At 67.5% G+C, this 21352-nt stretch carries 13 protein-coding genes; 1 reads left to right on the plus strand and 12 read right to left on the minus strand.

Going from position 1 to position 21352, the window contains the following annotated elements; translation table 11 throughout:
* Positions 1 to 6: 6 nt before the first annotated feature.
* From QHF89_RS27505 to QHF89_RS27525, 5 genes are all read right to left on the minus strand, one after another.
* Positions 7 to 1305 (minus strand): PD40 domain-containing protein, encoded by a 1299-nt coding sequence (locus QHF89_RS27505; RefSeq protein ID WP_136966634.1) that lies wholly within the window; start codon positions 1303 to 1305, stop codon positions 7 to 9.
* A 54-nt stretch (positions 1306 to 1359) separates the two neighbouring features.
* Positions 1360 to 2979, minus strand: a complete 1620-nt coding sequence (locus QHF89_RS27510) for a golvesin C-terminal-like domain-containing protein (protein WP_284720999.1) — start codon at positions 2977 to 2979, stop codon at positions 1360 to 1362.
* A 183-nt stretch (positions 2980 to 3162) separates the two neighbouring features.
* Positions 3163 to 5304, minus strand: a complete 2142-nt coding sequence (locus tag QHF89_RS27515) for a hypothetical protein (protein WP_136966633.1) — start codon at positions 5302 to 5304, stop codon at positions 3163 to 3165.
* An 80-nt stretch (positions 5305 to 5384) separates the two neighbouring features.
* Positions 5385 to 6248 (minus strand): phosphoribosylformylglycinamidine synthase subunit PurQ, encoded by an 864-nt coding sequence (locus QHF89_RS27520; protein WP_284721000.1) that lies wholly within the window; start codon positions 6246 to 6248, stop codon positions 5385 to 5387.
* Entirely contained in the window at positions 6238 to 9219 is a 2982-nt protein-coding gene (locus QHF89_RS27525; protein WP_136966631.1) for an AIR synthase-related protein, read from the minus strand. Before QHF89_RS27525 ends, QHF89_RS27520 begins: the two co-directional genes overlap by 11 nt.
* A gap of 165 nt (positions 9220 to 9384) precedes the next feature.
* Here QHF89_RS27525 and QHF89_RS27530 point away from each other — a divergent pair, with 165 nt between their 5' ends.
* Complete coding sequence (locus QHF89_RS27530; protein WP_136966630.1) at positions 9385 to 9795, plus strand: hypothetical protein; 411 nt, start codon at positions 9385 to 9387, stop codon at positions 9793 to 9795.
* On the opposite strand, the gene QHF89_RS27535 is transcribed toward QHF89_RS27530, so the two are convergent.
* The 7 genes from QHF89_RS27535 to QHF89_RS27565 form a co-directional block, all read right to left on the minus strand.
* Positions 9746 to 10111: a hypothetical protein gene (locus QHF89_RS27535; protein WP_136926826.1), complete on the minus strand. Its 366-nt coding sequence runs from the start codon at positions 10109 to 10111 to the stop codon at positions 9746 to 9748. The genes QHF89_RS27530 and QHF89_RS27535 overlap by 50 nt on opposite strands.
* Before the next feature lie 84 nt (positions 10112 to 10195).
* Positions 10196 to 11506 (minus strand): VWA domain-containing protein, encoded by a 1311-nt coding sequence (locus QHF89_RS27540; protein ID WP_284721001.1) that lies wholly within the window; start codon positions 11504 to 11506, stop codon positions 10196 to 10198.
* A 5-nt stretch (positions 11507 to 11511) separates the two neighbouring features.
* On the minus strand, positions 11512 to 13917 hold the full coding sequence (locus QHF89_RS27545) for a DUF5682 family protein (RefSeq protein WP_136966629.1): 2406 nt from the start codon (positions 13915 to 13917) through the stop codon (positions 11512 to 11514).
* Between the two features lie 6 nt (positions 13918 to 13923).
* Positions 13924 to 15054 carry an AAA family ATPase gene (locus QHF89_RS27550; RefSeq protein ID WP_136926828.1) on the minus strand — a complete coding sequence of 377 codons (1131 nt, stop codon included), beginning with the start codon at positions 15052 to 15054 and terminating at the stop codon, positions 13924 to 13926.
* A 49-nt stretch (positions 15055 to 15103) separates the two neighbouring features.
* Positions 15104 to 16984 (minus strand): HEAT repeat domain-containing protein, encoded by a 1881-nt coding sequence (locus tag QHF89_RS27555; RefSeq protein WP_136966628.1) that lies wholly within the window; start codon positions 16982 to 16984, stop codon positions 15104 to 15106.
* Between the two features lie 16 nt (positions 16985 to 17000).
* The gene (locus tag QHF89_RS27560; RefSeq protein WP_136966627.1) at positions 17001 to 18509 is read right to left on the minus strand and encodes an SWIM zinc finger family protein; all 1509 of its coding nucleotides are present in this window, start codon (positions 18507 to 18509) and stop codon (positions 17001 to 17003) included.
* A gap of 88 nt (positions 18510 to 18597) precedes the next feature.
* Complete coding sequence (locus QHF89_RS27565; protein WP_136966626.1) at positions 18598 to 21342, minus strand: WD40 repeat domain-containing protein; 2745 nt, start codon at positions 21340 to 21342, stop codon at positions 18598 to 18600.
* Between the last annotated feature and the right edge of the window lie 10 nt (positions 21343 to 21352).

Raw genomic sequence — 21352 nt, forward strand, 5'->3', positions numbered from 1 at the left:
GCCGTGCTATTTGCCGCCCTTTCCCTTGCTCGGCGGTATCCAGATCGGATTCCAGTTCCCGCCCGAAGAGCTCGTCAGCTTCGTCATTCCGGTCCCATCGGCCCGCACGATCCAGATCTGCTGGTCGGGCCCGCGGGTCACCGTCACGGCCAGGTAGCGCCCGTCGGGCGACCACGCGGGCTCACCGACTTGCCCCGCCCCTCCGGGACCGCGCACGAACGTCTCTTTCCCGTCCTCCATGGCGACGATTCCCACGCGTGACGGCTCTTCGGGAACGCTCAGCATGTAGGCGATTTGTTTCCCCGTCGGGGACCAGGTCGGCTTGTCCTCGACGATCCGCGGCGCAGGCCGCATTTGCGTCAGGCGGCGCGCCTCGCCCCCGGACGAGGGCATCAGCCATACGCGATCTGCGCCTTCGCGATCGCTCACGAACACCAGCACCTTGCCGTCGGGCGAGTACCGCGCGCCCCATTCGTCGCGGTCTGTGTTCGTCAGGCGGACGGGATCCTTCCCGTCCGGCCGCATGCGATAGAGCTCGGCCACGCGGTCGCGGCTGGAAAGGAAGACGATCGCATCACCTTTCGGCGAGAACGCGGGCTCGAAGTTTCCTTCGTCGTTCTTCGTGATGCGCTTGAAGCCGCTGCCGTCGCTGCCCACCCGGTAGAGATCGGAAAAATGGGCCGGGTCCACCTTCCCGCCGTTCGTCTCGTAGACGACGAATCGCCCGTCCGGCGAAAATGTGGGATGACGTACGCGCCCTGCCAGGGGTCCGAGGGGTTTTGGGGGGCTTCCGTCGAGGGGTTGGAGCAGGAGTTGTTGGGGGCCTTCCTCGCGTTCGACGCGGATCACGAGCAACGCGCGGCCGTCCGGCGAGGCGGGGCCATTGTAATCGGCGTGTGGGCTCTTCGTGAGCCGCTCTTCCCCTTTGCCATCCGCTCCGATCACGTAGATCTCGCGGTTTCCATCGCGCTCCGAGATGAACGCGATCTTCCCCGCGATTTTTTGCCGCTCTTCGGGGCGTATTTCGTCTCCCGTCGCCTTCTCCGGTCCTCCCTCCACCTTTTTCGCCGATTCCGACGGCAATGGTTTGTCTTTGTTTGTCTCGACATCCGATTTGTTGCCGGTTGTCGGGACAGGTGGTTTTTCCTCTATCGATCCAGCGCTCGTGCTGGTCCCCGGCATTGCAGAGCGCGACGGCAATGCATTGTCCGGTTCTTTTTCTTTTTTCGAGCAGGACGTCGCCGCGAGGAGGACGAGGAGGGCGGGCGCGAGGCGGGAGAGGCGGGGCAGGGAATGATGCTGCATGCGTATTGGAAAGGGCCCGCGGCGCGCGTGACGCCGCGGGCCTTGGAGAGGGGTTCAGCGGATCTGCACGGCGTCGGCGATGACTTGATAGCCGGTTGTCGTCCAGCGCGAGACGACGACCTTGTTCCAGCCGGCCGTGAAGTTGTACGTGCCGAGGAGCTGCCATGCGCCGCCGCCCGTCTGCTGGTTCTTGCTCACCGAGCCGAGGTTCGTGCCGCTCGCGTTGAACATCACGAAGGGCGTCGTCGTCGACCGGTCGGAGGCCGAGGTCCACCACGCGTAGACCTGCTTCGAGCCCGCCGCGGCCAGGTAGAACTCGAACGTCGCGCCGTCGGAGATCGCCGCCGTGGGCGCGGCATAATACCCCGTACCGTAATACCCGGACACGTTCGTGGACGATGTCCAGTTCGCCGAGGGCGCCACGATGCGGGCCACCGCGCTGTTGTTGTTCGCGTTGTTGCTGTCGACCGTGATGGTCGTGCTGCCGCCGCCGCCGCCGCCATCGACGCAGGTGTTGATGCGGTTCATGTAATCGGCCCAGGGGAAACCGGTGCCCGGGTCGTTCGCGCGGTTCACCGGATCGGGCTGGTAATGGCCGATGATGTGCTGCCGGTCGCGGATGATGTTCTGCCGCTTCACGATATCGCAGGAGAGCTTGGCGGAGGCCGCGATCTGCCCCTCTTTCCACGGGTTCGCGCTGGTGTACGGATACCCGCCGTGCTCGATGCCGACCGAGCGCGGGTTCGTGGGCAGGCCATTCCACGACGCGCCGACGTGGTGCGCCGTGTTCACCTCGTCGACGAGCGCCGAAACCTCGCTGCCGCTCTCGTTGACGACGTAATGCGCGCTCGTCTTGTTGGGGTTCGTCGGGTATGGCGTCGTCAGCCAGCCCCAGCATCCCGCGTACGTGCCGGCGCAGGTGTGGATGACGAGCAGCTCGGCCTTTTTCCCACCGCGGCCCGACGTGTAGTTCGACGACGGTGCCGGACGCCAGATGGAGCCGGAATACACGGCGTTTGCGGGCCCGCCCTTGCCCACGAACTGGGGCTTCGGGAACTTCGGCGTGGCCTCCGGGTTCGCCGCCAGGATCTCATCGATCCCGCTGTCCTCGGGCGCCGCGATGCCCTCACGCAGGTGGCGGTAGACCTCGTCATGGACGAAATGCGCCTGCGCGTCGAGGCTCGGATGGTTGAAGTACGCCGCCACTGCGGGCGCCCACGCGCCGATGTCCGCGCGGTCGAGGCCCATCTCCTCCGCGTGCGCGTCGAGCAGCGCCGCCGCCGCGCGGATGTTGGCCTCGGGCTCCGATTGGACTTCCTCCTCGCTCAAGCCCACGAGCGACGCGCCTTTCGCGAGCGCATCGCCGCGCAGAGCCATCACGCCATACGCAGCCGGGACACCGTCGAATTCGGAGGTATCACCGGGCACATGATAGAGCTGCGTCTCGGCGTATCCGATCGCCACGAGGAGCGAGGCCGGGACGGAGAACTCCTTCGCGGCGGCGTCGAAATGGGGCTGATAAGGGTGCATACCAGCGGTCGGGCTACCGGCCGCTTCACCGGGAATCAGCGTGGCGTCCCCCTCGCCGGAGCCTTCATCGCTGCCGCAGCCGGAGAGCATGGCGGAGGCAGAAAGCACGGGCGCGAACATCAGCAGACAAAGCAGACGTCTCATGGCTTGAACCCTTCTTCGTTTCCGGGGTGGGAGCGTGGGAGCCTTCGGGACGCGATGCCGAGGCAAGGATACGAATATGGAGGCGTACGTTGATTGGGCGCCGAGCGCAAGCGCGAGTGACGCCTTGGCGCGCCGTGTCTGTCCCGAGCAACGATGACGCGCGGCGTAAAGCCGAAAATCACGTCATTCGAGCTGATCCGATAGGAACATCTGTGTGGACAGGACGACCGTCCCATTTTGAATCTTTCCAGTCATGGTGAACAGGCTCGTCTTGCCGTCGCCGTCGAGATCGCCCTCGGCCGAGACTTCGAACCCGTCCTTGCCCGGATCGGGCCCGCCGCGCTTCGGCCCTTTGTAGTTCCCACCCGCACGGTATTCGTACTGGTACCGGATCGGCTGCACGAGCGAGACCTGGAGGCAACGCCAGCCCGAGGTTGTATCGCCCTGCTCGAAATCCTGCCCCGGTTTCCCCGAGGGCAGATATGTCGTGTCCCGGGGCACGACGCTCGGCACCGGCGTCGCCGATTTGCACAACCTGTGTGTCCCCGGCTTTGCGTCGGCCTGTTCGCGCTCGTACGCGGCCACGGCCGCGCGCGCCAGCATGCTCACCGTGCTCCTGGCCTCCACCGCTTTCGCGCTCGCCGTATACCGCCGGACGCCGTTCACCGCGAGCGCCGCGCCGATCCCCAGAAGCTCCGCGGCGCCGTCCCCGGTCGCAGCGAGCTCGAGCCCTCGATCGCTCGGGAAAAGCACGAGCGAGAGCATCGATCCGCCCCCGACCCGCGTGCCTGGCTTCGCGCCCGAGGTCGGATCGGAGATCAGCCGGGCGAGCGCCGGATCGAAGAAAAGCAGCATATGCGACGCGGCCTTCTCCTTCGCGCGCGCCGTGAGGAATGCTGGATTCGTGGCCAATGTATTCGGGTCCTTCCCGAACCGGCGCACGGCGTCGAGCGCCACCTTCTTGTTGCCGAGCCCGAGGACGACGAACCCCGGCCGCGATTCGATGTGGACGACAGTGCCGCCGGCCGAATCCCGCGTGAACGAATCCCCTTTGGCCGTGATCTTCTTGTTCCCCTTTGTGTTTGCCTGGGCGGTAGAAAAAATCGTTTTTTGCGCGTACGCGTCCTTGATCGAGAGCACCACGAGCGCCGCCATGTCCTTTGCAGGATCGTCGCTCGCGTCGTCGAACGAAAACGGCTGCTTCGGATCCCGGTACAATCCGACCACGACCTCACCGCCGAGCGCCTTTTCGAAGTCCGCGAGCTCGATCCCGAGGTCACCGAGCTCCCGCTTCAACAAGCGCTGCGCGCCATCATGCGATATCGAGCGCCCGAGCACCACCTCCAGAACGTCCGTCACAGTTTTGCCGGACGAACGCTCCGTCGACAAACCGATGGCAGCAAGCGCGCCTTCCGGCAGCTTCGGCATGAGCACCTGCGGCGCCGCGTCGAGCACCGAGCCGAGCGCCGGGAAATCGGGCCCATACCCCGAGAATCGCAGGTCGAGCCCGAGCCCCTGCGGTTGTCCCACGAGCGCGACGAAGAGACGCGAGCCCGGCTCGGGCGGCGATTTCGTGCCGGCCCCCATTCCATGCAAATCGACCGCGACGAACGGATCCCCCGCGCGCTCCTTGACGAGCAGCGCCGATCCTTCGACCGAGGGCGCGCGCCCATGACCGACCTCGAACGCATCACGGAGGTTCTCTTTACGCAGGCACCCGACGAGCGCGCGTGACCCTTCGATCCACGCTCCGTGCATGACTTCGAGGCCTTTCGGCGAACGGACGACGAAGATACCCCGCTCCATTTTCTCGGCCCCGAGCGCGTCGAGCGCCTTCGTCACGAGCGCTCTGTCGTTCATTCGGGCTGCATAACAAAACCTGTCCATCGGCTCGGGCGGACCGTCGGGCGTCGCCGGACCCGCGAACACGACGGCGCCCTCGAATGATTTGACGAGATCCGCGACGAGCGCCGGGGCGAGCCCGAGCTTGCCCGAGAGACCGCCCGCAAGCTCGGACAGGAGCCCCGCCCGGAGGGCCGGATCCATCGCGGCGAGCGCCTTCTCAGGCGGCGGAACGTTGGCCACGAGCACGGCGTCGCGTGGCACGAGGCGGAGGAGCGAGTCGACCTTCTGCGGCGGGTCGAGCGCCGCGGCCTTGGCCGGCGCCGGGGCGGTGGTGGTGGGCGCGGGCGGCGCGACGACCGCGACGTCCGACGTCGCCCCGCCGCCGGTCTCGGGCGGCGTCTGCACGGCCGCGCCGCCGCAGGAAACGAGGGCCGACAAACCGACCGCGAAGAACAGCCCACGGACACGCCGCATCGCCATACGAAATCTCTCCTCCCGGCCATGAGAGCACGAATGCCCCCGGGCCGGCAAAAGGAGAATGGCGAGGTCGCGCGGAAGTTCTACCCTGCGAGCGCGGCCCGCACCCCATTCTCGAAGATGCGGAGGCCGAGGCCCGCGGCCGGGAGCGCCCCTGCGTCGTGCTGCCGGATCCAATCGGGATGGTTTTCAGGGTAAAGGTACGCGTCGGGGTGCGGCATGAGCCCAAAGATGCGCCCCGTCGGATCACAGAGCCCCGCGACGCCGCCCGGCGAACCGTTGGGGTTGTCCGGCCAGACCTCCGTCGGCGCCCCGCTCGCGTCCGCGTACCGCACCGGCACGAGGCGCGAGGCGAGGATCTCGTCGCGGAGCGAATCGTCGAGGAAGAGCAGCTTGCCCTCGCCGTGGCGGCTCGGCATCTCGATCGTGGGGCCGATGCCGCGCGTCCACACGCAGGGGCTCTCGGTGTCCACGGCGAGCTTCACCCAGGTATCGAAATACCCGAGCCGGTCGTTGTGCACGAGCGCCGCTTGTTGCGCGGCGAGCGGCGTGCCGCGCGCGCGGCTCACGCCCGGGAGCAGCCCGAGACAAACCAGCGTCTGGAATCCATTGCAGACCCCGAGCGCGAGCCCCCCGTCGTCCACGAACCGGCAGAGCGCCTCGCCGAGCCGGAAGCGCAGGCGATTGGCGAACACGCGCCCGCTCTGGATGTGATCGCCGAAGGAAAACCCGCCGATGAACGCGAGGATGTGATACCCCGCGAGCGCGTCGGCCCGCGCGCCGCGATCGAGGATCTCGCTCAGGTGCACGAGCTCGACCGTCGCGCCCGCGCGGGAAAACCCGGCGGCCGTCTCGGCCTCGCAGTTCAGCCCGTAGCCCGTGAGCACGAGGACACGCACGTCGCGCGCCTCTTTCGGCGCGGGCCTGGTCGTGACTTCAGACGGCATGGGATTCCTCCTGGAAAGCGCGGCGGAGCGCGTCCGAGCCGAGCTCGGTGAGCGTTTGTCCTCCATGACGAATACGTACATACCCCCGGCCCGATACGCCTGGCTCGACCGCGCCGAGCCGGACGAGCGCGTGCGGCGCGAGGCGCGCTTCGAGCGCGGCGGCGTCCTCGGCCCGGGCGGTGAGCAAGATGCGCCCCGTCGATTCGCTGAACAGCGCGATCGCCGGGGCGAGCCCCTGGCCCACGGCATCGAGCGAGATCGACAAACCAAGCTCGCTCGCCATGACCAGGTGCGAGAGCGCGACTGCGAGCCCGCCGCGCGAGAGCACGTGCGCCGATCGGACGAGGCCCGCCTCGTGCACCGCGGCGAATGCGTGATATAGGGCCGCAAAGCGCTTCGGGTCCGTCCGCGGGACACCTTCGAGCGAGAGCCCGAGCAGCCGCGAAAGCTCGCTCTCACCGCACATGTTCTCGGTCTCGCCGAGCAGATACACGACATCACCCGGGGCGCGCGGCGAAAGCGTGAGCGCGCGCCGGACATCTTTCATTTGCCCGATGACGCTGACGAGCAAGGTCGGCGGCACCGAGATCTTCACGCCGCCCATCGTGGCGTCGTTTTTCATCGAGTCCTTGCCCGAGATGAGCGGCAATCCGTACGCCACGCACGCCTCGTACAGGCCCTCGCACGCGCGCACGAGCTGCGCGAGCTTGTGCTCGCCGTCGGGCGTCGTCGCGCTCTTGATGGGGTCGGGCCAGCAGAAATTGTCGAGCGCGGCCATGCGATCGATCCGCGCGCCGGCGCAGAGGATACGCCGCACGCCCTCGTCCGCGCAGGCGAGGGCCATCGCGTGCGCGTCGAGGTCGCTATAATGCGGGTGGATTCCCTCGCCGAGCACCACGCCCTCGTCGCGCCCGTGCCGCACGCGCATGACCGTGGCCGTGGCCGGTACGTCCCGAGAAACGCCCACGAACGGCTTGACGACCGCGAGCCCCTTCACCTCGTGATCGTAATGGCGTGCGTACCGGTCGCCGCTGCGGATGTTCGGCTGCGCGAGCATCGATACCACGAGATTTCCGATCGGCCGCGCGGCGAGCGCCTTGTCCCGCTCCACGGCGGTCGCGAAGGCCCGCGCGGGCGGGCTCCAGCGCGCCGTGCGTACGACCTTCGGCAGCCCGCCGTGCAGGAATGCGAGTGGGAGATCACAGGCCTTCTCCTCGCCGTACCGCACGACGAGCCTCCCCGAATTCGTGAACGTGCCGATCTCGGTGGCCTCCACCTCGCGCCGCGCGGCCAGCGCGAAAAACGCCTCCAGTTTGTCCGGAGGCACGGCGACCGTCATTCGCTCCTGCGCTTCGCTGACGAGGATCTCCCAGGGGGCGAGGCCCGGGTATTTGAGCGGCACGCGGGCGAGGTCGATCTCTGCGCCGCCGGAGGCCTCGGCCATCTCGCCGACGCTGCTCGACAGCCCGCCGGCGCCGTTGTCCGTGATGCCGCTGTAGAGGCCCCGATCCCGCGCCTCGGCGAGCATGTCGAACATCATCTTTTGCGTGATCGGGTCGCCGATTTGCACCGCCTGCACGGGCGAGCTCTCATTGAGCTCGACGCTGGAGAACGTGGCCCCATGAATGCCGTCTTTGCCCACGCGCCCGCCGATCATGACGATCCGGTCCCCGGGCGCCGTGAATTTTTCGTGCGTGGGCCTTCCGGCCGTCGTGACGGGCATCGCCGCGACGGTCCCGCAATAGACGAGTGGTTTGCCCGTGAACCGGTCGTCGAACAGCTCGAAGCCGCGCATGTACGGGATGCCGGACTGGTTGCCGCCGTCGATGACGCCGTGGTGGACGCCGTCGCGAATGCGCCGCGGGGGCATGAGGCCCTTCGGGAGCGTACCGGTATGGTTTGGCTTGCCCAAACAATACCCCCACACGTTCGCGAGCAGGTCCGCCCCGAGCCCGCAGCCGAAGCTGTCGCGGTTGACGCCGACGATGCCGGTCATCGCGCCGCCGTACGGATCGAGCGCCGAGGGCGAGTTGTGCGTCTCGACCTTGTAAACGAGGTGGCATTCGTCCGTGAAGCGCACGACGCCCGCGTTGTCGCTGAAGACGGAGACCAGGAAATCGCCCGCGTCCCCGTCGATCCCGGACGACGCGCGGGCCTTGCGCACATCCTCGGTCGCGGCGACGACGTACGTCTTGAAGACGCCCCGCTCGATGCGCCGCGTATTGCCCTCCGGATCGGTGTAATCAATCGGCGCGTTGAAGATCTTGTGCTTGCAGTGCTCGCTCCACGTCTGCGCGATGCACTCGAGCTCGGCATCTGTCGGCTCGCGGCCTTCCGCCTCGAAATGAGCGCGCGTCGCGTGCATCTCGGGCACCGAGAGCGCGAGGAGCCGCTCGCGCGAGAGCCGTTCGAGCGCCTCGTCGGAGAGGCCTCGCAGCGCGACGATTTCGGTCCGCGGCGTCGAGGTCGCGCCAGCGCGCGGGACGCCGAGATCGGGCCTGCGCGGCGGCTCGTCGATGCGGATGCGCTGGATGAGCGGGTTGTGCAGGACCTCGGCCGCGGCGCGCGCGACGTCGGTCCGCCCGAGGCCCCAGACGAGGTACATCGTGCCCGTGTACACCTGGCCCGCGAGCGCGCGCCCGAGCGCGTCCTCGCATGCGGTCTTGACGCTCTTGCCGACCGCGTCCGTCACGCCGGGCAAAAAAGAAACGGTCAGGATTACGGGCGGATCCCCGGGCTCGCCGTCGGGCAGGGCGCCGAGGGCCGCGACCTCGATGACGGGGTCGGCGATGGCGGCGAGGACCTTGTGGGCCTCGGCCTCGGACATGTCGAGATCACAGAGGTATACCTTGCGCGTGCGAATGCGCGCCGGAGAGAGGCCGAGCCAGGCCGAGAGCGTCTGCGCGGTTTTCGTGGCGAGCGCGTCCGGAACGGCCGGCCGGTTCTCGATCTCGAGCCGGTAGATGGGCATGGTGGGTGGGCTCCTCGTCCGCGCAGCCGTCTAGCACAACCTGGGGGATGTGGAAGGTTTGCGGGCGCGGCTTCGTTCGCTTCGCCGAGGGGCCCGAGCGAGCGGCGCGTGCTCGCGCTTGGAAGGTCCTGCGCAAAAGGATACTCTCGGCGAAGGAGCGATCTCGTGCCTCGAAGGATCCGGTGGGCTGCAGGTTTGCCCGTGCTCGCCTTTCCGTGCGTGGCGCGGGCGGAGGTGCTCGACAAGGTCCCGCCGCCGTGGACGCCGCTCGTCCTCGGCTGCACGCTCGTCGCGCTCGCCGTCACGGTCGCGCTCGCCCTCTCCGCGAAAAAGATGCAGTGCGTGGCCGGCTTCGTGCTCGCGTGCTCGTGGGCCGTTTATCGGATCGGCGGGGATGAATGGTTCTCGGACGATGTGGGGCCGTACCTTCGCGCAGAACTCTCCGCGGGGGAGGCGCGGGTTTGGCTGGGCACGATCGTTTTGGAGGGGCTCGCGCCGCTCGTGGCCGTGCTCGTGATCGCCGCCGTCACCACCAGCCGATATCGGCGACCAGATCGCCCACGCTCCCGTGCTTGACGATGGCGCGGTTCTTCTTGATCTCGTAGGCCTTCGGCGACGCGTCCACGATGTCCTGCTCGAAGTGGTGCGCTTCAAGCTTGTACTTCCCCTCGCCGTGCATCAGCCCGCCCTTGAGCTTGACGTACGTGGAGTGGAACCGTGATTCGAGGTCGACGATCTGCGTCGCCGAGATCTGCATGCCGAGTTCGAGGTGGACGGTTTTCACGGCGTGCGGATGCGACGCATCGAATGCCAGCGCGAGATGGGCGCCGACCGTGAGGAGCGCGTCGATGTCGGCCTTCGTGAACGTCTCGTAGATGGTGATTTTCGCCACTGGGTCTCCTCCCTACGTTCGTTTGGAACCCAAGCATGATGACACGAGGAGACCCGGCGTGGCAACCCGGGGAGAGCGCCGAAGTTACACGTCGCGCCCCTCTGCCTTTCGTGCGTCGAACCGCCGCGCGATCATCTCCAGATCATGCCCCTTGAGCGCTGCCTCCAGCATCGACGGCAGTGCATTCGGCGTGCACGCGAAACAAGGCACGCCGAGCTTCGCGAGCTTCTTCGCGAGCTCCGCGTCGTACATCGGCGTCCCGGAGTCATCGAGCGCGAGGAGGCACATCGCGCGCACGCCGCTCTGGACCATCTCCTCCATGCGCTTCACCATCTGCTCCTGATCGCCGCCTTCGTAAAGGTCCGTCAGCAGAATGAAGAGCGTCCGGCGCGGGTTCGAGACGAGGCCCCGGCAATACCCGACGGCTCGGTTGATGTCCGTCCCGCCGCCGAGCTGGATGCCGAAGAGGAGGTCCACCGGATCCACGAGCCGCGGCGTCAGATCCACGACCTCCGTGTCGAATGCCACCACGTGTGTTTCGAGCGCCGGCAAGCTCGCCAGGATCGAGCCCATCACGCCGCCGTAGACGACGCTGCTCGCCATCGAGCCGGATTGGTCCATCGCGACGATCACGTTCCACTCCCGCCGCCGGTGCTGGCGGGCGAAAAAGAAGAACCGATCGGGGACGAGCGTGCGGCGCTCCTTTTGATAGTTCTTGAGGTTTTTCCCGATCGTACGCCGCCAATCGAGGTTCGGCAGGCTCGGGATGGGCTGGTGGCGTGAGCGATCGAGCGCGCCGCGCACCGCGCGTTCGAGCTCGCCTTGCATTCGCTTCTTGATTTCCTCCACGACGGCCCGGACGATCTCGCGCGCGGCGTCCTTGGCCCGGTCCGGGATCATGTCCTTCATCGTGAGCAGCGTGCCCACCAGCTCGACGCTCGGCGTGATCTGCGCGAGCGACTCGGGCTCGAAGAGCAGCTCTTTCCAGCCCTTCTTCTCGATCGCGTCCTGCTGAATGACTGCGACCACGTCCTGCTCGAAATACTTGCGCACATCGCCGAGCCACGCCGCGAGCTTCGGGCGGCTCGCGCCGAGCCCCGCGCTGCGCTTGTTGCTGCTGCCGCTGCCATTCCCAGGGTCGGTCTCCTCGATGTCGTACAGGGCGCCGAGCGCGGCGTCCATTTCCGCCATCTCGCGCGTGAGGAGACCGCCGCCGCCGCGGCCACCCATGCCCGCGCCCCCGCCGCCGCACAATTGATCCTCGACACGCTTGCCGAGGATGAGCCGCCAACGCTGGGGCCGGTCGAACGTCATTGGTCCCGCGGGCGCGGGCGGCGCGGCGGGCGGGTTCGTCGCAGAAGGGGTGGGGGCGGGAGGCGCCTTCTTTTTGGCCATGATGTTTACAGGTCCAGATCCAGATCGCCGAGGTCGTCCTGGAGGGCCGCGAGTTCGGCGTCGTCCACCTTGGTTTCGATGGCCTGGAGCAGCTCTTTTTCGTTGCCGCCCCAAAGCTCCGCGAGCAGCGCCGCGATCTTTCGCGCCTCGCTCGTCTCGAACGAGCCGAACGCGCGGCGGAGCGCGACGACGGCCCGCCGGAAATCGTCGTGGTCCATCGCTTCGACGAACGCGCTCATGGCAGCCCAGAGCGAACGGCGCGAGAGCAAGGCATAACGGTTTCGTGTGGCGAGCCCTTCGAAGAAACCAGCACCTTCGCTCGGCGAAATGCCGGGGCAGAGGCGGCGCGAGATACGCCGGTCGAGGACGTCGTCCTTTAGGACGCCACGTTCGAGGAGGATCGCGCTCGCGACGCCCGCGACGTGCGCCGAGGCGGCGTCGTCGTCGGCGATCGCGTCGAGTACGCTCGCGAAACGATCGCCGTCGAGTTTGTCAGGGAACATGAGCCCCACGCGGTGCAGGTGCCCGAGCGCGGTGCCGACGTTCCGCGAGGCGTCCTCGTTGCAGCGCGCGGCCTCGGGCGCGAGGAGCGCGCCGCGCAAAAAGAGCTGGGCGACGAGCGGTTCGAGCGGCGTGACGTCGATCTTGCGCACGTCCTTGTAAGCGACGAGGTGGCTCAATTCGAGGGCGGCCCCCGCGACGGCCACGAAATCCCCGTCGTCGACGGCGAGCGACGAGACGCGGGCGAGCGCCGCCGCCGTCGCGTCCGAGAGTTCGCATTCCACGCTCCTCCGGGCGAGGTTCGCCGCGGCATGCACGTTCTCGACCGCTTCGAGCGCCTCGCCGATGGACCGCGCCGTCGCGATCTCGATCGTGTCGCCTCGGAGCGCGTTCTCGACGAGCTGGATCTCGCAATCGGGCGTCCAGCGCGCGGCCCATACTTCTTTGTATGTGCTCCGGATTCTGTCCTCCGCGCTTGTCTTGTTCGCCGCGAATCCAATGCCGAGCACGGTGAGGCGATGCAGGAAGATGGATCGATTGCGGTCGCGAAGTGCTGCATCGATTGACTTTACAAATCGGTTCTCTCGCTGGTCGAGCCATGGATCACTGGTGTGTCCTGTGATGACCTGCTCCTTGTCCTTGAGGTACTCCTCCAGGCGCAGATCCTTCGCCCAACGATAAAAATCGTCCTGAATCGACGTGCGCAAGACACCCGGGGGCACCTTGCCGAGCGCGTCGCCAATCGCGACGTCGTGGATGAACCGCGCGACGTTCAGGGGCTCGCCCTGGCCGAGGCACGTCGCGGCTGCGTCTTCGAGGTCGCGCAGCGTCGGCGCGTGCGCGTCGCGCAAGGAGGCCATGCCCTCGGCGAGCCGCACGGCCTCGATGACCTCCGCGCTCGATCGCACCATGCCCGCTCTGCGCAGCCTGCCCGCGACCTCCGCGAGGAATCGTGTCCCGAGCCGCGCCGTCGAGCCCTCCTGGGCCTCGTCGTAGAGCGCCTGGAAATACCCGGGCGCCTTGTTGCCCGCGCCGTATCCCGATTGTGAACTCAATCGAAAGAAGCTGTACGGCATCAGCGTGCGCGTGACCGGCACCGTCGGGAACTTTTCGATTTCCTCGTCCGTCATCGCCGGCTCCTCGGCGACGAGCACCGGCGCGTGATAGGCGCCGCAGATGACGACGATCCGGTCCGGGTCGTGCCCCTCGGCGATCGTGTCGCGGATCCGACGGCGCATGAACGCCTCGCGCACGAGCGTTTCCTCGCGACGCCGCAGCGACTCGTATTCGAGCGCGCGAAGCTCGCGGCCAAGCTCGAAGATGCTCAGGCGATAGGAATCCGGCGCCATCGAATGCTCGAAATGGCGCTCCCACCAGGTGTCATGGTCCGGATCGCCCGAGAGCTGCGCAATGGCCTCGTAGGGATCGCCGAGGTAACGCTGCGTGTCCGTCTCTTGTTTTTCCTCCGCCTCGCCGGATTCGGCTTCGTCCTCGTGCGTGTGCTCGGGCGCGGGCTCGCTGCGGGCGAGGTAGACCGAAGCGGGGAGGTCGATGAAGCGGGCCACGCGGTTTTTCTGGAGCGCCCAGCGGAGCGCCACCCACTCGGGCGAATACGCGGCGAGGGGGAAAAGGACCGAGCGGACGGGCCGCTGCTGCGTGAAGGCGAGCAGTGCAACCGGGGGTTTCGTGCGTTTGTCGAGGAGGTGCGCGATCTCATCGGTCGCGTCGCTTGGGCCTTCGACGAGCACGGCCGTGGGATCGACCTCGTCGAGGAATCGCTCGACGTGCCAGGCCCCCATCGGCGAGAGGTGGCGCACGCCGAAGATACGGGCGAGCGGACCTGTGGTGGGTGCGGTTTTTCCCGGCACCATGGTCGTCGCCGCCCCGAGGTTTGCCTTCCTCGCCGCCATGGCTGCCTACACGAGCTCCTTGCAGGCCATATACAGCGACTCCCAGGCGCCGCCGCGCTTCTTCATGACGTTTTCGAGGTACTCGACGAACACCGCCGCGTCCTTCGAGTCCTCCTTGACGACCGCGCCGAGCAGGCCCGCGGCGAGGTCGCGGTCGTTCACACGGCCGGTGCCGAAATGGCCGGCGAGGGCCATTCCATTGCCGAGCACCGAGATGGCCTCGGCCGTGGAGAGGACGCCCGAGGGGCTCTTCAGCTTTTGCTTGCCGTCGATCGTCTGGCCCCGCCGGAGTTCCTGGAAGACCTGCACCACGCGGCGCACGGCCTCCTCGGCCGGGGGCGCCGCGGGCAATTGCAGGCTCGAACCAATCTCGCGGACGCGGCGGGCCACGATCGCGACCTCCGTGTCGATGTCGCTCGGCACGGGGAGCACGACAATGTTGAAGCGGCGCTTCAGGGCGGCGCTCATGTCATTGACGCCGCGGTCGCGTGTGTTCGCCGTGGCGATCACGTTGAACCCGCGCTTCGCCTGCACGTGCAATCCAAGCTCGGGCACGGTGAGGACCTTCTCGCTGAGGAGCGTGATCAGCGCATCCTGCACCTCCGAGGGGCAACGCGTGATTTCTTCGAATCGGACGAGCTTGCCCGCTTCGAGCGCGCGGTGAATGGGCGAGGGCACGAGCGCCTTCGGGCTCGGCCCCTCCGCGAGGAGGAGCGCGTAATTCCACGTATACCGAATCTGCTCTTCGGTGGTGCCCGCCGTGCCCTGGACGAGGAGCTGCGAGTCATTGCAGATGGCCGCCGCGAGGTGCTCCGAGAGCCAGCTCTTCGCCGTGCCCGGCTCGCCGATGAGCAGGAGCGCGCGGTCCGTGGCGAGCGTGGCGATCGCGATCTCCACGATGCGCGGCGCGCCCACGTATTTCGGCGTGATGTTCGTCTCGCCGACCTTGCCGCCCATGATGTAGAGGAGCACGGCCTTCGGCGAGAGCCGCCAGCCCGTGGGTTTTTCGAATTTGTCGGCCGCCGCGAGCGCGTCGAGCTCGCTCGCATAGAGCCGCTCCGCCGGCTCGCGGAGCACGTCCGATTTCACAGAGCCCTCGCCGCCGTCCGCCTTCTGGGTGTCCTTTTTCGTCGCCATGCTCTTGTCCCCGACCGTGCGTTCGATGAAAGATTCGTGGTTTGTCGTGTTAATCGTCCGTGGACGTCGCCGTCCGGGCTCGTTCGAGGAAGCGCAGGCACTCCTCGAACGGCGTCGCCTCGGCGCGTGAGAGGCGCTTCTTCTTTTGTTTCGCGTCGAGCCAGCTCCGGAGCATCGGGGCCAGGGCCGGATCGTCGTACGCGAGCATGACGTTGCAGGCGCGGCCATATTCGTAGCTGCCGTGCAAAGGCTCGAGGAGGCGAAGGAACGCGTGCAGGATGCGCGAATCCCGCTGCTTGCCGAGGTACTCGAAGACGAGCAAGGCCTCGTTGCTGGGCAGACCCTCGTGGCGCGAGATCGAGAGCTCATCGCCGAGCGTCTTCGGCGAGTTCGCATGCAAGAGCAGGGTGAGCGCAGGGGCGCGCAGGCCCTCCTGTTCGAGCATGGCGGCCCCGAGATCCAGCCAGCGCTCGTCCTTCCTGATCGCCGCAATGGCCTCGGCCGTTTCCGTGTTGCTCAGCGTGTCGTCATCCCCCACTTCAATCTCCACGAAATGGTTCGCGATCCGCGCGAGGATGCTCTGCGCGAGATGGCTGCCATTCTTCCGCGCGAGCGCCGCGGGCTCGAAGAAACGCGCGAGGCGGTCGTGGGCCTTCGCCGCGTCGAGGGCGATGACGCCGACGACGAAATCGTCCCGCGTGGCATCGGGCGCGTCGTAGAGCGACGGCATGAGCTCCTCCCACGCGCCGGGAAAACCTATTCGCAAGAGCGCGCGCGCCGCCGCGTCGCGCACTTCCTTGACCTTGTGTTGGCGGAATGTTTCGAGAACGAGGTTCGCCCCCTCGTCCGTGCCGCGCGTCGTGAGGAGATCGACGAGATCGACGAGGAATTCGATCTGGTTCGTATGGGCCTTCTGCGCCTTCGCGGCCGCGTCCTTTTCCTCTTTCGTCGTGGTTTTTTTGATGCGGAAATGGCCGAGGTCGCGGAGCTCGGGCGTGAAGAGCGCGAGGATCTGCTCGTTCGCGCGCGCGTGCTTGCTCACGGCAAGCGAGCTTTCGGCGGCCGAGCGCATTTCCGCCGTGCCCCCGAAGGCGCGGAGGAGCACGTCGAGCGCCTCGTCGCTCGGGGCCCCGGCGAGCGCATGCACGGCCGCGACGCGCACGTCCTTCGACCGATCCTTGTCCGAGAGCACGATCGCGATGGGCTCGGCCGCGAGGGGATCGATCCGGCCGAGCTGGGCGATCGCCGCGGCGCGGATCTCCGGCCCGCCCTTTTCGATGGCCTCGCGGAGCATGCCCGTGGCCTTCGCTCCCTCGATCTGCGCAATGGCGCGGAGCAGCCGCACGTCGAGCGCGCGGCCCTTTTCGAGGTCGAGGTGCCTTTGGAGGCTCGGCACGATCGCCTCGCCGAGCGCCGGCACGAGGTATTGCACGACCACCTCGGCGATGGCGCCGTCCGAGAGCGCCGGAAGGACGAGCGGCAGAATGCGCAGGTCCCGCGCCGCGCCGCGGTCCGACGTCGCGTAATCGCGGATGATGCGGGAGCGCTGGCGCGCATCCGGCGCGTTCGTCAGGGCGCCGACGAGCGTATGGAGCTCCGTGGGCGTGAGCGGTGTGCCGATCTTCCGCGCCGGCGGGAGCGGCTGCATATCGCCGCCCGCCTCGGGCAGGGCTGGCGTCGCCTGCGCGCCGCGCACCTGCGCCATGAGCGAGGCGAGCGCGAGCAGCTCGGACGCCGCGGCCTTGCCCGTGGCAATCTGGAGTTTTTCGATCTGGTCGGTGACCTTGCCGAGCGCGGGCGCGCGCGCGGCGAGCGGCGCGAGCGTGTCTCTCGCGCCCGCGAGGTTCGGGTCTGTCCGGGCAATCTGCGCGCCGGCGAAAAGCCAGCGGTCGACGTCCCGGTCGAGCTGCTTCAGGGTATCCTTGGCCATCGTCGTTCCCCTTCGATCAGGCGCGGAGGCGCAGGTGCTCGTCGCCCACGAAGAGCGCGAGCGGGTCGCCGTAGATGGCGCGCGTCAGGAGGTCATACTGGAGGCGGACGGCGAGCGTGCCCGGGCCGAACGCCGCGGCCGCGTGGCGAAGGGCGTCGGTGCTCGGGAGCTTGCCGTCGTTCGTGTTGCGGAGGACGAGCCGCATGCCCGCCTCGTCCTCGAGCACGAGCTCGCCCCCCACGTCGCCGAATTTTTTCGCCGCGACCAGAAACACTGCGTCGAGCGGGTGGAGCGGGTTCTTGAGCTGATTGCGCATCGCCCGCAGGACCGGGTCGAGCGGCTTTCCGTGGCGGTGCACGGCCTCGTAATCGGCGGCCTCGCGCGGCCGCTCGCGCACGACGCCCTCGACCTTTTCGTCCCAGCGGACGCGGCGGTTCACGAGGTCGCCCGGGTACAGCGCGGCGTCCGCGATTTCGAGCGTGCCCATGCGCGAGGCGCGGAGCTTCGTGAAAGGAAGGGTGTGGAACGGCAGCGACGTCACCTCGCAGACGACCGAGCCGTCGTCGAGGTCGACCAAAAAGCCGATCGCCGTGGCGAACTCGGTGATCTCGTCGTCGGAGCGCTCGTGGGCGAGCTCGAGGAACCTTCGATTCTTGACCCAGTAGCCGGCCTCGCGGAGCTCGGGCAATCGCCAGGCCTTGCCGAGGATCGATTCGAGCTGCGCGTCGGCCTCGCTCTGCGTCGTGCCCTCCTCGACGAATTTGCCTTCGAGCGCCTTCTTTCCGCGGCGAACGGTGGTGTAGAGCTGCGTGAGCATGAAGGCAATGCGCGCCTCCTGCGCCTCGCCGAGGCCCCGCGCCACGTCCCGCACGCCGGGGGCGTCTTCGTCGTCCTCGTCGCCGAGCCAATCGCCGGATACGTACGCCGCGAGGCGCGTGAGCACGCCGGCCGTGCGCTTCATGTCCGCGTCGGCCATGCGCTTCGCCTGGTGCTCGATCGCCTCGATGCTCTTGCTGGAGAGGCCGCCGAGGCCGCCCGAGACGAGGTCGACGAGGAACGTCTCCAGGGTATCGAGGGCGTCGCTCTGCTCCTTGGCTTTTTTCGCGAGCGCGGTCTTGTTCACGCTACGCGGGGCCGCGGCGGCCGCGGCCGGCTTCTTTTCGGCGGCCGCCTTTTGCGCCTGCTTTTCGCGCTTCTGGACGAGGTCCTTCGGCGGCTCCTCGACGGGGAAGAGCGCGCCTTTTTGCGCGTACGCGAGCAGGAGCGCGAGCCCGTGCTTGCAAGGGAAGAGGCGCGAAGGGCAGGAGCATCGGACGGTGGGTTTGTCCGCTCCGGTCGCGAGGTCCATGGAGACCGCATAAGGCGTCCTTCCAGAGCCGTCGCAGTGGCCGAAGGCGAGGGTCCCATCGTCGTTCTTGGCGAGCTTCTTCAGCGCGCCTTTCCGCAAGAGCGCCCTCGCGTCGGTGAGCACCTTCTCGTTCGGCGCCCACTCGGCGATCGATTGCTCGGTGACGACCACAGCCATGCATCGGACCGTACCAGAAGGACGCCGACGTGGGGAGGGGGAGTTTGGAGAGGTGTGACAGGAAAAGTCCGGGCCAGGACGAACCGGTTCAGCGGGCGCAACGCGGGGGATCGTCCTCGTGCGAGGGGTCGCCTTCGGCGGGCTTTCCGGCGAGGATCCTGGCGAAGAGGCCGCTCGTGAACGCGCGCTCCTCGCAGAGTTCGAACGGCATTCCGAAGCGGCCGGCGCGGCATTGGAGGCGGGCGCGGGCGGCGCAGGGGTTTTTGCCGAAGAAGTCGACGTGACCTTCGCCGTCGAGGACGGTGGCGACGTCCTCTTGGGCGAGGAACTGAATCGAGGCGGTCGGGCCCTCGCCCGTGGGGCGCTGAAAGAGGATCGTGCCGTTGCGCCAGCTCGTGACGAGCCATTCACCGTCGGGCGTGAAAGCCAGGGAATCGAGGCTCGCGCCCGGCTTCTGCATGGCGCGTGGCTCGCCGGTCGCGAGATCCCAGAGCCGGAGGGTATTGCCGGACCCGCCCACGGCGAGCCGTTTGCCATCGGGGGAGAACGCGACCGCGTTGACGCTCTCCGTGATGCTCGCATTTTTGTCCAGGAACGTTTGGCGAGACGTACCCGTTGCCGCATCCCATATCCGCGCGGACTTGTCGGCGGAGCCCGAGGCGAGGAGGTTTCCATCGGGGGAGAACGCGACGGCCGTTACGGTGTTGCTGTGCCCTGGCAAGCGGAATTTTTCGGTGCCCGCGGCGACGTCCCATATCCGCACGCTCTTGTCCCTCGATCCGGAGGCGAGGCGTTTTCCGTCGGGGGAGAACGCGAGAGCCTCGACCGGGCCGGTGTGCCCGAGGAGAGGGCGCGCCGGCGCGTTCGTCGTCGTGAGCGAGAAGAGGAGGATCGCGCCTTCCACGCCAACGGCGGCCCAGGAGCCATCGGGCGACAGGGCGAAGTCCCAGGGGGAGTCTTTGAGTTTTTCCTCGCGGACCGTGGCGCCCGTTTGCGCGTTCCAGACACGCATGCGGTTACCAGCCGCGCCGAGGAGCTTTCCGTTCCCTGACAATGTGATGCGGCCCAGGTCGTCGGGGAGCGACGAGGTGCGGAGCAGCGTTCCTTTTTCGAGGTCGAGGACCCGCAACGTGTCGTCAAAGGGCTGCGCGAATAGGGTCTTCCCGTCGGGGGAGATCAAAACGGAGCGGAGGCCTACGTCCTTCAAGGCGATCTTCTTCACGAGGGCGCCGTTCGTCGCGTCGACCACGCAGACCAGACCGGACGCGCAGGTGGTCGCGAGGCGGCGGCCGTCGGGCGAGAAGGCAAGGTCTCCGCCATACTCGAATTCTTCGAGCTTTGCCTGGACAGATCCTGTTTTTGCATCCCACACGGAGACTTCTCTGACGAAGTCCGTAGCGAACAGGGAGCCATCCGGCGAGAGGACGAGCGTACTGATGTAGGTGTCCGCGCCGAATGAAACCGTCTTTTTCACGGCCCCGCTGCGCGTGTCCCATATCTGCACGTCGTTCTTCTCGGAGGCGGTCGCGAAGGTTTTCCCATCCCGCGAAAAGGCCATCTGCCAGATGGCCCCGTTCGGGGAGAGGGTCGCGGAGACCCGGCGCTTTTCGATGTCGCAAAGGCGGACCTTGTCGTCGCTGTAGAGAATGGCGAGCGTCTTGCCGTCCGGTGAGAGACGCTGGTTGCCGGTGGGCCACGTTGCCTCGTCCTCACCTGGCAAACCATTCTTGATCGGGATTTTCGACGACGACGGCGCGCTGACATCGAGGACGAAGGGAGTGTTGTTCTCCAAAAAGACGAGGCGCGTGAGGTCGGGAGAAAAGAAGGAGCCGTCTTTGGCGCTGGGGAAGTGGTCGAACTCGCGGACGACGAGGCGTGACGAGACGTCGAGGAAAAACCCGGTCCCGGAGGTCTTCACGCCGAGGAGCTTGCCGTCGTTCGACAGGGCGATCGGATCCCACAAGGTCGCGGGCCCGTAGAGGTGAAGGTGTTCGCGGCCCGTCTCCGCGTCGAAGAGAGAGAACTCGGTGTCGACGCCGTCCTCGCTTTGCGAAAACGTGAGGTAGCGGCCGTCGCTCGACCAATCGAGCGAGCGCGGGAGGAGGGAATGGTTTGGCAGGACTGCCACCGGCGTTCGTTTTTCGGTCCTGGCGAGCAGGCCCAAGGCACGATCGAAGAGTTTCTGAGCCTCGACCGCGTCGCCGAGCCTGCGCGTCACGAGGGCCGCGCCGAGCGCGGCCTGGCCATTCGGATGCGCCGCGAAGGCGCCGAGGTACGCCTCGCGAGCGGCGCGGAGCGAGGCCTCGTCGCCCTTGGCCGCGAGGGCATCGGCTTGCACGACGAGCGGCAGCGCGACCTTCGTGATGTCGGGCGTGGACAGGGACGCGAGCTTCTTTTCGGCTTTGTCGGCCGCCGCGCGGGCCGTCTTCCACCGCTGCTTATGGGCGTCGCTCACGCCGGGGATGCGGAGCAGCTTCGCCGCGAGCGTGTACGCGGACATGAAATCGGAAAGCTCGACGGCGAGCTCGGCGCTCGTCGTCAGATCCTCGGCCAGCACTTCCGGGGCCGGCTCGGTGCAGAGCTCGCGCACGCGCGCCAATACGCGCGCGGCGCGGTCGAGTTTTCCTTTGCCGAGGAGCGCGGGGACCTTCTTTCGGAGCGCATCCGCGGTCTCGCAAGGGGTCGCCGGGGGCGGGGGCGGGGTCGGGTTGGTCTTGGCGACCGACGATTGCGGCGAGGGCAAGGGCGCAGGCGGCGCGCCCCCGCAGGCGAGGAGCCCGAGGAGCGGTGCGGCAGGAAGGACCCCAACGAGGCGAAGCGAGCGAGCGAACATGCGCGGACCG

Source organism: Polyangium sorediatum (assembly GCF_029946465.1).
GTDB lineage: Bacteria > Myxococcota_A > Polyangia > Polyangiales > Polyangiaceae > Polyangium > Polyangium fumosum.

Excerpts from the sequence above, each read along its gene's own strand:
- QHF89_RS27505 (WP_136966634.1), bottom strand. The coding sequence starts at position 1,305 with ATGCAGCATCATTCCCTGCCCCGCCTCTCCCGCCTCGCGCCCGCCCTC.
- QHF89_RS27510 (WP_284720999.1), bottom strand. The coding sequence starts at position 2,979 with ATGAGACGTCTGCTTTGTCTGCTGATGTTCGCGCCCGTGCTTTCTGCC.
- QHF89_RS27515 (WP_136966633.1), bottom strand. The coding sequence starts at position 5,304 with ATGGCGATGCGGCGTGTCCGTGGGCTGTTCTTCGCGGTCGGTTTGTCG.
- QHF89_RS27520 (WP_284721000.1), bottom strand. The coding sequence starts at position 6,248 with ATGCCGTCTGAAGTCACGACCAGGCCCGCGCCGAAAGAGGCGCGCGAC.
- QHF89_RS27525 (WP_136966631.1), bottom strand. The coding sequence starts at position 9,219 with ATGCCCATCTACCGGCTCGAGATCGAGAACCGGCCGGCCGTTCCGGAC.
- QHF89_RS27540 (WP_284721001.1), bottom strand. The coding sequence starts at position 11,506 with ATGGCCAAAAAGAAGGCGCCTCCCGCCCCCACCCCTTCTGCGACGAAC.
- QHF89_RS27545 (WP_136966629.1), bottom strand. The coding sequence starts at position 13,917 with ATGGCGGCGAGGAAGGCAAACCTCGGGGCGGCGACGACCATGGTGCCG.
- QHF89_RS27550 (WP_136926828.1), bottom strand. The coding sequence starts at position 15,054 with ATGGCGACGAAAAAGGACACCCAGAAGGCGGACGGCGGCGAGGGCTCT.
- QHF89_RS27555 (WP_136966628.1), bottom strand. The coding sequence starts at position 16,984 with ATGGCCAAGGATACCCTGAAGCAGCTCGACCGGGACGTCGACCGCTGG.
- QHF89_RS27560 (WP_136966627.1), bottom strand. The coding sequence starts at position 18,509 with ATGGCTGTGGTCGTCACCGAGCAATCGATCGCCGAGTGGGCGCCGAAC.
- QHF89_RS27565 (WP_136966626.1), bottom strand. The coding sequence starts at position 21,342 with ATGTTCGCTCGCTCGCTTCGCCTCGTTGGGGTCCTTCCTGCCGCACCG.